The 12,991-nt window shown below is 34.3% G+C and carries 17 protein-coding genes and 1 pseudogene; all 18 read left to right on the forward strand.

The window, feature by feature from the left end:
• The first annotated feature begins 114 nt into the window (after positions 1-114).
• A complete protein-coding gene (locus H3T55_RS16395; protein WP_225535421.1) occupies positions 115-591 on the forward strand; it encodes a transcriptional regulator, ArpU family protein in 477 nt (158 codons plus the stop codon).
• A gap of 103 nt (positions 592-694) precedes the next feature.
• Complete coding sequence (gene dcm / locus H3T55_RS16400) at positions 695-2,194, forward strand: DNA (cytosine-5-)-methyltransferase (protein ID WP_225535422.1); 1,500 nt, start codon at positions 695-697, stop codon at positions 2,192-2,194.
• 140 nt (positions 2,195-2,334) lie between these two features.
• Positions 2,335-2,670 (forward strand): hypothetical protein, encoded by a 336-nt coding sequence (locus H3T55_RS16405; RefSeq protein WP_225535423.1) that lies wholly within the window; start codon positions 2,335-2,337, stop codon positions 2,668-2,670.
• Between the two features lie 36 nt (positions 2,671-2,706).
• Positions 2,707-3,108, forward strand: coding sequence for a hypothetical protein (locus H3T55_RS16410; protein ID WP_225535424.1), 402 nt, complete (start codon positions 2,707-2,709; stop codon positions 3,106-3,108).
• A gap of 31 nt (positions 3,109-3,139) precedes the next feature.
• Complete coding sequence (locus H3T55_RS16415) at positions 3,140-3,376, forward strand: hypothetical protein (protein WP_225535425.1); 237 nt, start codon at positions 3,140-3,142, stop codon at positions 3,374-3,376.
• Between the two features lie 68 nt (positions 3,377-3,444).
• On the forward strand, positions 3,445-3,729 hold the full coding sequence (locus H3T55_RS16420) for a hypothetical protein (RefSeq protein WP_225535426.1): 285 nt from the start codon (positions 3,445-3,447) through the stop codon (positions 3,727-3,729).
• Positions 3,730-3,738: 9 nt separating this feature from the next.
• Complete coding sequence (locus H3T55_RS16425; protein WP_225550255.1) at positions 3,739-4,344, forward strand: hypothetical protein; 606 nt, start codon at positions 3,739-3,741, stop codon at positions 4,342-4,344.
• Positions 4,345-4,379: 35 nt separating this feature from the next.
• Positions 4,380-4,703, forward strand: coding sequence for a hypothetical protein (locus tag H3T55_RS16430; protein WP_225535428.1), 324 nt, complete (start codon positions 4,380-4,382; stop codon positions 4,701-4,703).
• Between the two features lie 23 nt (positions 4,704-4,726).
• Positions 4,727-5,518, forward strand: coding sequence for a hypothetical protein (locus H3T55_RS16435; protein ID WP_225535429.1), 792 nt, complete (start codon positions 4,727-4,729; stop codon positions 5,516-5,518).
• Between the two features lie 42 nt (positions 5,519-5,560).
• On the forward strand, positions 5,561-5,932 hold the full coding sequence (locus H3T55_RS16440; protein WP_088272000.1) for a DUF3850 domain-containing protein: 372 nt from the start codon (positions 5,561-5,563) through the stop codon (positions 5,930-5,932).
• A 217-nt stretch (positions 5,933-6,149) separates the two neighbouring features.
• Positions 6,150-6,539, forward strand: a complete 390-nt coding sequence (locus H3T55_RS16445) for a hypothetical protein (RefSeq protein ID WP_225535430.1) — start codon at positions 6,150-6,152, stop codon at positions 6,537-6,539.
• The gene (locus H3T55_RS16450) at positions 6,500-7,225 is read left to right on the forward strand and encodes a hypothetical protein (RefSeq protein WP_225535431.1); all 726 of its coding nucleotides are present in this window, start codon (positions 6,500-6,502) and stop codon (positions 7,223-7,225) included. The genes H3T55_RS16445 and H3T55_RS16450 overlap by 40 nt, the downstream gene beginning before the upstream one ends.
• A 15-nt stretch (positions 7,226-7,240) precedes the next feature.
• Complete coding sequence (locus H3T55_RS16455; RefSeq protein ID WP_225535432.1) at positions 7,241-8,107, forward strand: hypothetical protein; 867 nt, start codon at positions 7,241-7,243, stop codon at positions 8,105-8,107.
• 14 nt (positions 8,108-8,121) lie between these two features.
• Positions 8,122-8,436, forward strand: a complete 315-nt coding sequence (locus tag H3T55_RS16460) for a hypothetical protein (RefSeq protein ID WP_225535433.1) — start codon at positions 8,122-8,124, stop codon at positions 8,434-8,436.
• A gap of 10 nt (positions 8,437-8,446) precedes the next feature.
• The gene (locus H3T55_RS16465; RefSeq protein ID WP_225535434.1) at positions 8,447-8,689 is read left to right on the forward strand and encodes a helix-turn-helix transcriptional regulator; all 243 of its coding nucleotides are present in this window, start codon (positions 8,447-8,449) and stop codon (positions 8,687-8,689) included.
• A gap of 208 nt (positions 8,690-8,897) precedes the next feature.
• Positions 8,898-9,569 carry a hypothetical protein gene (locus tag H3T55_RS16470; RefSeq protein ID WP_225535435.1) on the forward strand — a complete coding sequence of 224 codons (672 nt, stop codon included), beginning with the start codon at positions 8,898-8,900 and terminating at the stop codon, positions 9,567-9,569.
• Positions 9,570-9,921: 352 nt separating this feature from the next.
• The gene (locus H3T55_RS16475; RefSeq protein WP_225535436.1) at positions 9,922-12,081 is read left to right on the forward strand and encodes a glycoside hydrolase domain-containing protein; all 2,160 of its coding nucleotides are present in this window, start codon (positions 9,922-9,924) and stop codon (positions 12,079-12,081) included.
• 588 nt (positions 12,082-12,669) lie between these two features.
• A pseudogene (locus H3T55_RS16480) lies at positions 12,670-12,991 on the forward strand (site-specific integrase); the annotation flags it as partial.

Genomic DNA, 12,991 nt, shown 5'->3' on the forward strand with positions numbered 1-12,991 from the left:
ACAAATTCAGACAAAAAGAAAGGGCTAGGGACGCTTCCCTAGCCTATCTTCAAAGCCACTATAAGACCAAAGGCCTCACAACAGCTTTCTTATTATACCATAAGGAAGTGATGAATGGTGAGGCTTTTTGATGTCGAAAAATATGAAATTCCTGCGATCGATAAGATCAACTGGAAAGAAACAAAAATGAATGTGGGAATCTTTTTGTCTGCATATAAAACAGCACGGGAACGTGTGGGGCTTCCTATGCTGCCAAAGTTAACAACTGTCTATCATTTGACTAATGAAGAAAATCAATGGATACAGTCAAATGAAGGGCTGAACGCTTATGAAGAATATCGTTCTGATTTTCTCCGGTTAAATAAGTTATTTATACTAGGCTATTCCTCAATAATGCACCCGTATAAACCTGAAGTAACTGATCGTAGGAGAAAAGTCTTCATGTTACGTTATGTGTATGGATTGTCTGTTCCGCTGATCAGTGAACGTATCAATTATCAAAAAAATATTATCGTTGAAGATTCCAAAGACTCAATGCTGCAGTTTTCCCGTCCGTTAGATCTATTGATCCAAAAAACAAACATTCCGTAAACCTTTATACAGCAATGATCCTACACTTTCCCAACGGGCTAACCGTTAAACTATGTATATCAAGCGCTTGAAATACTTGATACACATGTGGGAAAGAAAAACTATGAATACTGTAAAAGAACAACAAAAAAATGAAACCAATTTACCAGTGATCAATGCAACGATCAAAAAGAAAAAATCGTTAACGTTTTTGGATCTGTTTGCTGGTGTAGGTGGTTTTAGATTTGGAATGGAAAAAGCCGGTCATAGATGTATCGGATTTTGTGAAATTGATAAGTTTGCAAGACAAAGCTATAAAGCAATACACAACACAACAGGAGAGGTGGAAATGCATGATATCACAACAGTTACAGATGAATTTATTAGAGGAATTGGACCCGTCGACGTTTTGTGCGGAGGATTTCCATGCCAAGCTTTCAGCATTGCTGGAAAACGGAGAGGATTTGAAGATACAAGAGGAACTTTATTCTTTGAAATCGCACGGTTTGCTAAACTACTCAAACCTAAGTACTTATTGCTTGAGAACGTCAAAGGATTGCTCAACCACGAGAAAGGAGCTACCTTTGAGACGATCCTCAGAACGCTGGATGAATTGGGGTATGACTGCTCATGGCAATTGTTTAACTCTAAAGTATACGTACCGCAAAATCGAGAACGGGTCTATATTGTCGGATGTCTTAGAGGAGCAGATACCCGAACAATTTTTCCTCTCGCCGGAGAAGACAGCGCAGCTGATTGTCAATCAAGCAAAATAAACTTGGCCGGTACAACACATAAAGATAATGATTGCTCTAAAAACACGAGAGAACGCACTTTTTACACAGATGGATTGATGGGAGCCTTAACTGCGACTGATTACAAAGCCCCAAAACAGATTGTCGTTGGGAATGTCAATCCGTCAAACCATGGAATGAATGGCAATGTATATCATTCTGAAGGACTTTCACCAACGATCACCACCAATAAAGGTGAAGGTAGTAAGATAGCCGTGCCGGTCTTAACGCCGGACCGACTAAACAAGCGACAGAATGGCCGTAGATTTAAAAATGATGGGGATGACATGTTTACTATTACAGCACAGGATCGTCATGGAATTATGGTCGTTGGCCAACTACCAGGTACCTATAGACAAAGTGGTAGTGTTGTAAGTCCTGAAGGCGTATCACCCACTTTAATGACTATGCAAGGAGGAGGACAAGAACCAAAGATAGCAATAAAAGAAGCGACTATAAAAGGCTACGCTGAAGCAACACCAGGTGACAGTATAAATCTCTCATTTCCCGACTCAGCTTATAGACGAGGACGTGTCGGAAAAAATGTATCAAATACAATTTTGACAGGTGATCAACAAGGAGTCCTGACAGAAGAACTTAGAATCAGAAAATTGACACCTTTAGAATGTTGGCGACTTCAAGCATTTCCTGATTGGGCATTTCTTGCTGCTAAGTTTAACAGTAAAGAAATTGCATTTGATATCCTTAAAAACGGACTGGATCACTACGATTGTAAATATGATCAAAAGCAGTCAAATAGCCAATTATATAAGCAAGCAGGAAATAGTGTAACAGTATCAGTTGTCTATGAGATTGCTTGCCGCCTCTAAAAAAATAGCTAAAAAGTAGCGATAAAAATGTCGCTACTTTTTCTTTTTATAGTTGTAATCACATGGTAGTAATAGTATAATTAGTTGTAAGGAATTAGTCATTAAACAAAAAATAATACATAAGAACAGGAGACTTCAGAATGAAGATACTAAGTGCAGGAATATTTATGGAACCAGCGGGAATTACACATTATTCTGAGAAAGAAATAGAAGTGGAATACTTAGTTGCTGATGAAATTCGTTATAGAAACGTCGCAATTAGAACTGTTGAAGATATCAAAAAGGTAACAATGGAAACACTAAATATATACAAAGAACTTTTATGCGAAAAAGATGCCGATTCTTTAGGCTATATCTTATATTCCGAGGATGTAAGTAAGATTGAAAAATATTTATCAAAAATCAATTTAGAAAGTAGGGATAAGGTAGTTGATACTTTGTTTGACTCAAGGGGAACAAAGATAATTACCAAATAGTGTTTTTACTATTTTCATAAAGAGGAGAGAATAAAGATGGCAACAAAAAATGAAATTCAAATTAATGCATGTAAAAAAAGAATAGAAAAAATAGAAAAAAGAATCAATGGAGACTTATCTAGGCTTAATAAAAAATATTTGTTCTTAGTAAAAAAAGGTATTTTTGAAGAGAATCAATTTGATTTAGGCGATGATATTAAAAATAAGAAGTTTACTAGTAAAAAGAGCGAACAATTTTATTCTGCTGCAGGTAAAGAGATCGAAAAAATTAGAGTTGCAAACTTGGTTCGTCCTCAAGATAGGGAACAAAAAGTATGGGATGCCCTGTTTGATGCAAGAAGTTATGCTAATGATTTTCGCATTGACTCCTGGTCATTAGAATGTGAAAAAGAAACATTGTTGTCATTAGAGAAGAATCAAATAAAGAAAAGTAAGTAAAAATCAAAGTTTTCGAGAAAGGAAATGGAATATGACTATAGAAATGAAGTTTATTGGAATTGATGATAATGGTAGACCAGTTTATGAAGATAATCATGGAAAACTATACAAAGATGTAGATTATGATGAAAATAGTGAGCCTAAAATATATTCGGTGAATGAAAACTTCTTTGAAGGTGAACCGGATATTCCTATAAAAAAAATAGTTTCCTTTATTCCTGAAAGAATTACGAATAAGAATAAAGGAAAATTTGATAATTATGTATGATTGCGTGTTCAGCTGGTATTATCACTAGCTGAACATAAATGGCGTTTTTTTAGGAAAGGAGAGTCAAATTGAAAACAGGTATTTATGCACTCTATCTGAAAGAATACAGAGGTTACTTTGTAAATGTCTATTTTGCAGGTGATGAAGATGCAAGCTTTATCGGAACGGTAGAAAGAAGTGAAGCCAAAAGTCGAAAAATAAGACCAAAAACATATAAGACATTAAAGGGGGCAGAGAGAGGGATCTCGGCAATAACTAGAAAACATTTCTACACCCAAAAAGAAGATGTAGAAATTGTAGAATTAACAACCGCTGATATTGATGTTATGGGTTTGTATGATCTAATTGTTTAATCACGGTATTTGGAACAAAAAAAGAAAGGGGCAATTATAATGGGTTGCGATATTCATATTCACACAGAAATTTTGAAAAATGTTAATGGAACAGAAACATGGGTAAATGGAGATTTTTATAAAAGAAATCCAGACTACTCACATTCTGAAGGTGAAGAAAGATATGAAAAAGTATCAGTATTTAGAGGTCGTGACTACAGGTTTTTTTCAATCTTAGCGGATGTTAGAAGCGATGGCAACAATCCATACATTTCTCAACCTAAGGGGTTGCCTAAGGATGTAACAGCGAGTGTAGAAGAAGAATCTGAGTTTTGGGGACTTGATGGTCATTCTCATAGTTACTTGAACTTAGATGAATTAAAACAATATATTGAAAAGTACCCTACTGTAGAATGTGAAGGATTTATTTCTCAGGATCAAGCAGATAAACTTGATCAAGGAATAAGCCCAAATTCTTGGTGTGGTTGGACTTCTGATAAGAGTTACGTTAGGAGAAAATGGAATACTCCAAACAATTCTTTAGAAAATATTATATCTGCTTTAGAAGATAGAGGTCATGAAATGTATGTTTATGATCCTAAAAAAATACGGATAGTATTTTGGTTCGATAATTAAATTTAAAAATGACGGTATTTGGAAAGGAGAAAAAAATGTTAGAAGTAATGAAAAATGAATTAAATAAGATGGAAGTGCTTGATAGTTCTGCAGGAGGTGGAGAGCTAGAATGTGTATTGATTAAAGACACTGCAGATAATCGAAAGAAAATCAATATGCTGCTATGTTTAGTTAATAATTGGGCTATAGTTCCTGAACACTATGCTCCTGCAACGTATGAATTTGTTAATGTATGCAAAAGGGAATGCGAAGGATATCTCGATTTAGCTTATCTCGTTTACAATTTTTTCAAAAACGTTCACGCAGATTGTTTAGGGTTTGATCAAGAGAGTAAAAAATGGATAGTATTAACAGATTAGACGGTTTTTGGGAGAGGTGAAAAATGAAAGAGAAAGATTTATATGAACCAGTGAAAGAATGGCTGCTAACCGAAGTTGGCTGTGAAAATGTGTACCCTGAAATTTCAGATGCTGATGTTCTCGGAATTTCAGGAAGCACTAATATAATTGTAGAATTAAAAACTAGATTTTCTTTTAAGCTACTAGAGCAGGCAGAGGAACGCTTGCAGTATGCACAGTATGTCTATATAGCTGTTCCTTATCCAAAAAGTAATGGGTTCAGCAAGCCACGTCCAACAAAGTTTATTGATACATGGGCAAATGAAAAAGGGATAGGAATTTTATATGTAGATTTAGATAGTAAACGCAGATCCATTTATCGGTCAAATGTCGCAAAGTTTAATCGATTATATGTTGAACGCAAGCGATCAGGTGTTGGATATGATATCAGGAAAAACATAACTGAATGGTCACACAGGAATGTTGGAGGATCTAAAGGTGGGGAAACAATCACTGAATACAAAGTTATGATCGAAAATATAAAAAGATATTTAAAGTCTGCAAAATTAGGTGACAAAAATGCAGAGAAAAACAGTGAAGGATTAATAGAAGTCAGAAGTGAACAATTCATTGATGGCGATAGACCTATAATTGAAAAAATAGAAAAAGAAGGAGATCGAACAATAGATCAAATTTTGGATCATTGTGAAACATATTACTCTAATCCAAAGCCTAGTCTAATTACTACTTTAAAACAGGAATGGAATAATGACTGGTGTGAGATAACTCGGTATAATGGTAAATTGTATTTTCGTTTAAAGGAAAAAAACTTCTAAAATGACGGTTTTTAGGACAAACAGAAAAGGAGAATGTATCTAATGGAATCCATTTTTGATGAAGATACAAGAAAGTGTGTTGAATGTGGCTGTACACAGAATAATGCTTGTGTAGGAGGTTGCTACTGGATAACTGACAATCTTTGTAGTTCCTGTCTAGAGAACAAAGCTGATCACGATTTAAAGATTGGGCCAGAATATTTTAAAGATGTTCTTCAAGGCTTGAAAAATTTTGAAATTAGGAGAAATGATAGGAATTTCAAAGTCGATGATATCGTAAATTTGAGAGAATTTGAAAATGGAAGATACACAGGAAGAATATTAACTGTAGAAATCATTTACATTACTGACTTTGAACAAAAAGAAGATTATGTAGTATTTGGATTTGTTGCAATACTTCCGGATCTAAACTAAATTTGTAAAATTTGAGTATAGCCTAAAGTGATCATGCGCAGCTGCGTAGTGATCACTCTTTTTGTGTAAACAATAGATATAAATTAATTTCAACGGTGTTTTATTACATAGATCAGCAAATTATAAGAAAAAAGTTAAATATATTTACCATATAAATGTTGTGTACACAACGTTTATATGGTATAATAAGTTTAACAAGAAGAGAGTAGGGGGATATATGGGAATAGCTGATAAAAAGAAAATTGTAGAGTTGCTTGAGTCTAACATTTATTCGTCTTATAAGCTTGCGCAGCTTATTGACAATAAGGTTAGTGAGACAATGCTTAATCGATACAAGAATGGTTTAGATCCAACCTACAGCGGAAAAGATACTAACAAGGCTGACGTTGGGAATATTAGTTTAGACAATGGGATCATTTTAACAGAGATTGCCACTGAACTTTTAGGAAGCAGCATGAAGAGTCAGAAGCAAATTGAAGATGAGATATCTCAGTTGAAAATTGAGCTTGAAACAACAGATGGAACCGAGAGAATTATTGAAATAAAATCAAGAATAGAAGCACTTGAATGGGTGCTAAATGGCAATTTACCGCTACTAATTTTTTAAAAGGAGAGATAAAAATAATGACTACGAAAAGAAAAAAGATTACTTTTGCGAACATTGATAAAATGGTAGAAAGTATCCTAAAGAACAGAGTTTTGGAAGTTGAAAACCTACGAAATAATGCAAAGATAGCTCCGCTATCAAATCATGAGTTAAAATCAACAGTAGTCTATTTGCTTGCTGAAAGTTTGAGCAACGAACTAATCGAAGTCAATTTCAACTTGTCTGGAAATATCATGCATGTAATTCCGTCATTTAACACCATTAGCAACGCTGCTGATCAGCAAAGCTATAAATGTGTATGGGAAATGACAAATGAAGAAACGATTGATCAAGTAGTTAATGAAATAAATCAATTATTTTTAGCAGATGATGAAGAACCAACAACGTCACTCGATGAACCAAAGCAGCAAGGAGAATCGAAAGATCCGTTTGCTAATTTCTTCCCACCGACTAGAGTGTTGTCAAATCAACTGAAGGAAGAGATGCAGCGATCACTTCAGAAACTTTTCTTTGAATCAGTTTCCGTTAAATTAACTGGTGATAGCAGTTGGGATTTTCCTGATAGTGAGTTTGGTGAGGAATGGATGGACAGATCAATTGCTACTGTATATGCATATTTGGACGCGCCACTTAACGAATCAGATCTATATGATGCGGAACTAGAAAATAGATTTTTATTCTGTTAGTAAGGTGAATTAAGTATGTATATTGCAAAACTGAAAAACAAGATTATTGTCAGTTGCCCATACAATAAAAAGTTTGTTGATCAAGCTCATAAGTTAAAAGGGAAATGGCTGCCGGTTAGTAAGACATGGGCTTTTCCCTTTTATCAAGAAAAGGAACTCTTATTTACTATTGAAAGCGTCTACGGAAAAATTCCCGATCGATCCATTGTCGGTTGGGGATCAATGAGTAAAGTAGAGATTGTTAGGTGCCTTCAGGCTACTATCGAGTCCAGTCCTCGGCCACTAAATTTTAGAATGGACAAGCAGAGTATCAGAGTTTACCAAATTGCTAATGAACTAGGAAAAAGTAATTCCATATATTTTGATTTATCGGATGATCGATATTTGTCAATCACTATTGAATTTGTGGAACTTAGTTCTGCTGTTGTAGTAGAGGATTTGGTAACTACATTCGAAAAATCAGAAGTAAACGAGAACTATTTTGTTGGTATGATGATTTTTGAAAAAGTTACACCTTCATTTTTACGAGTCTTGATCAGTATTATTGATGGCAGTATTTATCCTCATAATCCACATACCAGGTTATCTCCGTATGAACAAGGATTGTTGAGTGAATTCCTCCGGTGGAACAAGGATAAAGACAGTTTTATGTTCCGTGGAATCATGAATAAACGAGTGAGATTAAAGGATCAGTATAATAATGAGCTTTATGATTGGACGATCGATGAAGTAAAGCAATTGCTGGAGTTTAATGGATATCATGTTAAAGCAGTACAAATGATCAATCATGATAATAAAGAAACAGAGGTAGTAGTTTGTGAAGGATTTGCTGTTACAGCCAATGGAGTCGCATTTGCGTTTGAGCAAGAGATTACCAAATAACAGGAGGAATATGAGTGAAAGACATTCAGAAAATAAAAGTTGATGTGTTAGCAATAATGGAAAAATATGGATTATTTGATATCGAGATATCTAATCCAATGGTTAAAAATTACACTAAAGAAGAAATTGAAGAGATAGATACGTACGCTGATATGAACAATGCAGTTAGGCAGTTACTTAGCAGTAGCGCGCCATTGTTCCGTAAAAAATACGGTAGGAACAGAAAAAATGATGGTCAAGAAATGATGAGTCATTTAAATAGATTTAAACAGGAGATACTCCCTATTGTTGATGAGGTAACTCAAATTCTATTTGATCAACGAGATTAAGGAGGACATAGTGGCTTTTCATTCAAAGAGATATAAATATAGATGGGTACCTGGAGTTGTGGCAAACAATATTAAAGAGGTCAGAGAAGGGCAAGGAATAGGTAGAAGTAAATTAGCTGAAGAAGTTGGAATTTCTTATCATACTCTGTATAGGTTAGAAAAGCATGAATATATTCCAACTCTTTTGGCCGCTTTTGATATAGCAACTGCATTGAATAAGACCATAGACGAATTATTCATTTTTGATGAATAGAAGTTTTAAACACTACCTATGCCAAAAACATTCGTTTTTGAAATAGAATAAAATTGGAATTGCACAATCATTGTTGAATTCGTAAAGTTAGTGTTTTTAAATTTACTTTTTGGTATTTTTATACAGATCAAATGTATGGTTAATATTGCAAAATTTGCTAATGTACGATATATTGTATGTAGTAGTAAAAAATTAGGAGGTATTTAAGATGAAAAAAGTATTAAAGTTCTCATTAAGTTTGTTTGTATTTGGCGCAACATTTTTTCTATTTGGAACTCAGAGTGAAGCAGCTTCGTTAGAACAGATGAAAAATTCTATTGAAGCAGGAGAAGGAATGGTCTACAACCCAGTTTCCAATGGAATATTAACAGAGGAAAGTTCAATAAAATTTGTAAGCGTTTTAGAGGAGGCTTTAGCGGAAGGTGATACAGAAACGGTTACTGAGGATATGCTTAGCCAAGCATTCCAAGAGACAAGTTCTTCAAGTGATTTAGAAGTTGAAGAAGCTAAAGAACCGCAGACACCAACAATAGCTCCTATGGTTGCAACGATTCCAGGTATATACAATATAAATTATTTAACTAAGGAATATCCATCAAATCCCTTTACTGGAACTGGTTGGCAATATAGTGGAATGCGTTTTGCATTTAAGGATACTGTAGCAAATCCATTTTTTGGTCTCAGAGCAGAAAAGGATTCTTTCAATTTCGTGTATCAGTCACTCGGTGGGACTTATCCACATGCAACAGTTTATGTTCCAGCAAATGGTAAATGGATATATTCTCCATCGGTTAGTAAACCTCAATTTGGAAGCTTGACATACGTTGGCTATTTTTCTACGTATAATCCTGTTTATGGCTGTCGCTATTTTATCTACTAAAAGTATAAGTTATTAATTATTAATAGAAAGAAATCTAGTGTTCAATCTAGATTTCTTTTTTTATTTCTAATAAAAGGCAGTGAATGCTTCTCTAAGAGAAAATTTACATAGAAGAATACGAGAACTAAGGTGTGAGAGGGATATGAAAGATTTATGATAGTTTTTGTTTCCTTTTTTGTTTTATGATAATTGTATAGGATATCCTGTTTATTAAAAAATGAAATTTGGCAATAGTATGTACAAAAAAGTGGATACTATTTTCAGGTTTCTAGATCTATTACTAAAAGCAAAAAGACGTTTTTGCTTTTAGTAATTGTTAAATACAAGAAAAGATAATTAAGGAGGAGATTTAATGAGTGATCCATTAGTATTAAAAGCCCAGAAATGGGTAAATGAAACATATAAGGGGAAACAAGGATTTTTTACTGTAGAGTTAACAGGTAAAACTGGTTGGGACACAGTGAATGCCTTGACAAGAGCTCTACAAATTGAACTTGGAATTAGTGCATTATCTAACAATTTTGGACCAACCACAGAAAGACTTTTTGATATGATTGCGCCAACATTGAAAGTTAACGGAAGTTACTCTGAAAATGTGGTTAAGATATTACAATGTGCATTATGGTGTAAGGGGTACGATATGTATGATCAAACCTATTTTGGAGAGTTTACAACCTATACAGAAGGAGCAATAAAGCAAATTCGAGTAGATTGTGGTCTTGCTGAAAGCTTAGACGATCCTGGGGCAGTAGGTAATTTGAGCTCAATGATCATGAAAGCAATTTTAAATATGCAGTCATTTGTCCGTGTTTCATGGGGAGATCATCGTGTAAGAGATATTCAAAGAAAACTAAACAAGAATTATTACCCATATTTTGGATTGTTACCTTGTGACGGTGTGTATCAAAGAGATACTAATCAAGCTTTGATTTATGGTCTACAATGTGAAATGGGAATGCCTGTAGGTACAGCAAATGGATTCTTTGGAGTTGGTACGACAGCAAATTGTCCAACTTTAAGTAAGACACAAGGAACGGTTGCGAACATTAAATTATTACAATATTCTTTGTATGTAAATGGGGAATATACAGGATTGTTTGATGGAAGATACTCTAATGATGTAGAAACTGCCGTAATCAAATTTAGAAAGTTTATGAAGATTGGCAATCAGAATTCAGGAATAGCTGATATGCCAGTGATTAAGGCACTTTTATCTACAACTGGGGATACAGAGCGATCAGCTAAGGGGTTCGATGCTTCAACTATTATGGATCAGGCTATGATTAATACAGTCAAATCTATGGGAATGTCTTATGCTGGTCGATATTTGACGGGAACCGTTGGTGTTGGAAGTAATAGAAGACCTAAGAACTTGACAATAAAGGAAGCAACGTTGTTATTGGAGAACGGTATTTCTATTATCCCTATTTATCAAGATAATAGTGCTCAATTATCAGATTATTCGTTAGCTGCAGGGAAAATTGATGGGAAATTGGCGTTTCAACGTGCTTTCGAGTTGGGAATACCAGCTGATCAGATAATTTATTTTGCAGTAGATGTAGACACAACTTTAGATCAAATCGAGAGTCACATAATTCCTTACTTTCAAGGGATTAATGAGGCACATGAAGAATTTTCAAGAAGTTGGGATTATTTCTATATGTATCAAGTAGGGATTTATGCACCTAGGAATGTATGTAAAATCTTGGCAGATAAACAACTAGCAAGTCCAAATTGTTATGTCTCTAATATGTCTTCAGGATTTTCGGCAAATTTAGGATATCCGCAGCCAAAAGAATGGGCCTTTGATCAATTTTATGAACCTCCATATGGCGTAGGAACTGGTGCAGGGCATATTTATATTGACAAAGTTGCAGTTTCTGAACGGAACACAGGTACAAACGTGATTAGACCAGAAATAAATCAAATTAAAGAAGTTGTTCGAGACTTTGAATTTCCGGCATTAACTAATTTATTGAACAGCGGTACTGTTTCATTCGGTGAAGAAGTCACTATTCTTCATGTTCCTTTCGTTTCAAAAGTAACGTATAGACAGAATTTAGGAATATCACCAACACAAGGAGATCAAATTTTTAGGATTGTCGATGGTAAAATAGATGCTGCGTTTACAGAAGCGATTAACTCAAATACGGATGTTATTTTTGCTAAAAATCTATTGTCAGGTATGGAATCAATTACTGCAAGAGTTAAAAATGGAAATATTTCTTGTTCTGCTAGCCTGAATGATAAAGGTGATTTGACCTATGCGATTACAGTTAATGTAATTGATAAGGATATTGGGGCAGGTAAAGTTTCATTTTCATTTACAATCAAGATAACGTTAGAAAAGAATTTCTTCACTGACTATGGGCTTGATCATGTACTGGAGACAGTAGCTATTGGAGTAACAGTTTCTGTGTGTGCTATTCTATTGGGATCAGTTGCACTTTCCTCTGGAGCATTAGCTACAGCTGCAACAATTGCTTCATATTTTCTTCAGTTTGCCTTTTAATAAATAGAGAACAGTCTAAAAATCAGCCAATTGGTTGATCTTTAGACTGTCTTATTACATAAGAAAAATAGATAGTCAATCTTCTTTAGCTGTTCAATAAAAGTCTTCATTTTTATAATTTATAATCAAGGAGCTAGTATAAGGATATCAAGTTTTCAAAAGTAACGCTCATAATATTAAGTAACTCAAGTTAGAATGCATACAAATAAGTGCCGCTATTCTATTAATAATGCAATCCCCTAAAAATTCGTTTTTGAACTAATTTAAATGAGTAAAAATTTTTTACTCATTTTTTCATCAACTTAAACTATCAAAACTTAAAAGTATCGATCGGACAAAAATGATCAATCAGAATCAGGTTATCCGAAAGTCAAAAATTATGATCATAAGAAAGAAGTAATATCAAAAAAAAGCTCGCTATAAATCTGACACAAACGGATTGTGTCAGATTTATAAAAATCAACAAAACTAGACAGCTCTAAGGCTCAACTCACGTTCGAGGGAAGCCTTTCATTTATACCTTCTTTAAATCTGACTTAAACAATGGTATAATGGTGTTAAGTCAGATTTAGAAAAAGAGGGATTTTTTTGAAAATTGTTGAACCATTTCGAGACAAAAAACAGATCGATGCCATGAAAGCTATTTTATCTTCCGGAAAAATGGGCCAACGAAACGTGCTGCTATTTTCGATTGGAATAAATACTGCTTATCGAATTTCAGATCTGCGCAGATTAAAACTGTCGGACGTTCTAACAATTTCTCGTGATCGAGTGATTGCCAAAGATCGATTAGAAATGAAAGAACAAAAAACAGGAAAGCATAATTCGATTATTATATCGAATAAGCTGAGAAAATTGATCATGGAATACTGCCTAGAAGTTTTTTCCTATGAGGTAGCAAATCGAGACT

This window comes from Enterococcus sp. S22(2020) (assembly GCF_020295385.1).
Taxonomy (GTDB): Bacteria; Bacillota; Bacilli; order Lactobacillales; family Enterococcaceae; genus Enterococcus_L; species Enterococcus_L dunnyi.

Bases quoted from the DNA above. Each gene is read 5' to 3' on its own strand.
- H3T55_RS16395 (WP_225535421.1), top strand. From the start codon at position 115: ATGGTGAGGCTTTTTGATGTCGAAAAATATGAAATTCCTGCGATCGAT.
- dcm (WP_225535422.1), top strand. From the start codon at position 695: ATGAATACTGTAAAAGAACAACAAAAAAATGAAACCAATTTACCAGTG.
- H3T55_RS16405 (WP_225535423.1), top strand. From the start codon at position 2,335: ATGAAGATACTAAGTGCAGGAATATTTATGGAACCAGCGGGAATTACA.
- H3T55_RS16410 (WP_225535424.1), top strand. From the start codon at position 2,707: ATGGCAACAAAAAATGAAATTCAAATTAATGCATGTAAAAAAAGAATA.
- H3T55_RS16415 (WP_225535425.1), top strand. From the start codon at position 3,140: ATGACTATAGAAATGAAGTTTATTGGAATTGATGATAATGGTAGACCA.
- H3T55_RS16430 (WP_225535428.1), top strand. From the start codon at position 4,380: ATGTTAGAAGTAATGAAAAATGAATTAAATAAGATGGAAGTGCTTGAT.
- H3T55_RS16435 (WP_225535429.1), top strand. From the start codon at position 4,727: ATGAAAGAGAAAGATTTATATGAACCAGTGAAAGAATGGCTGCTAACC.
- H3T55_RS16440 (WP_088272000.1), top strand. From the start codon at position 5,561: ATGGAATCCATTTTTGATGAAGATACAAGAAAGTGTGTTGAATGTGGC.
- H3T55_RS16445 (WP_225535430.1), top strand. From the start codon at position 6,150: ATGGGAATAGCTGATAAAAAGAAAATTGTAGAGTTGCTTGAGTCTAAC.
- H3T55_RS16450 (WP_225535431.1), top strand. From the start codon at position 6,500: ATGGGTGCTAAATGGCAATTTACCGCTACTAATTTTTTAAAAGGAGAG.
- H3T55_RS16455 (WP_225535432.1), top strand. From the start codon at position 7,241: ATGTATATTGCAAAACTGAAAAACAAGATTATTGTCAGTTGCCCATAC.
- H3T55_RS16470 (WP_225535435.1), top strand. From the start codon at position 8,898: ATGAAAAAAGTATTAAAGTTCTCATTAAGTTTGTTTGTATTTGGCGCA.
- H3T55_RS16475 (WP_225535436.1), top strand. From the start codon at position 9,922: ATGAGTGATCCATTAGTATTAAAAGCCCAGAAATGGGTAAATGAAACA.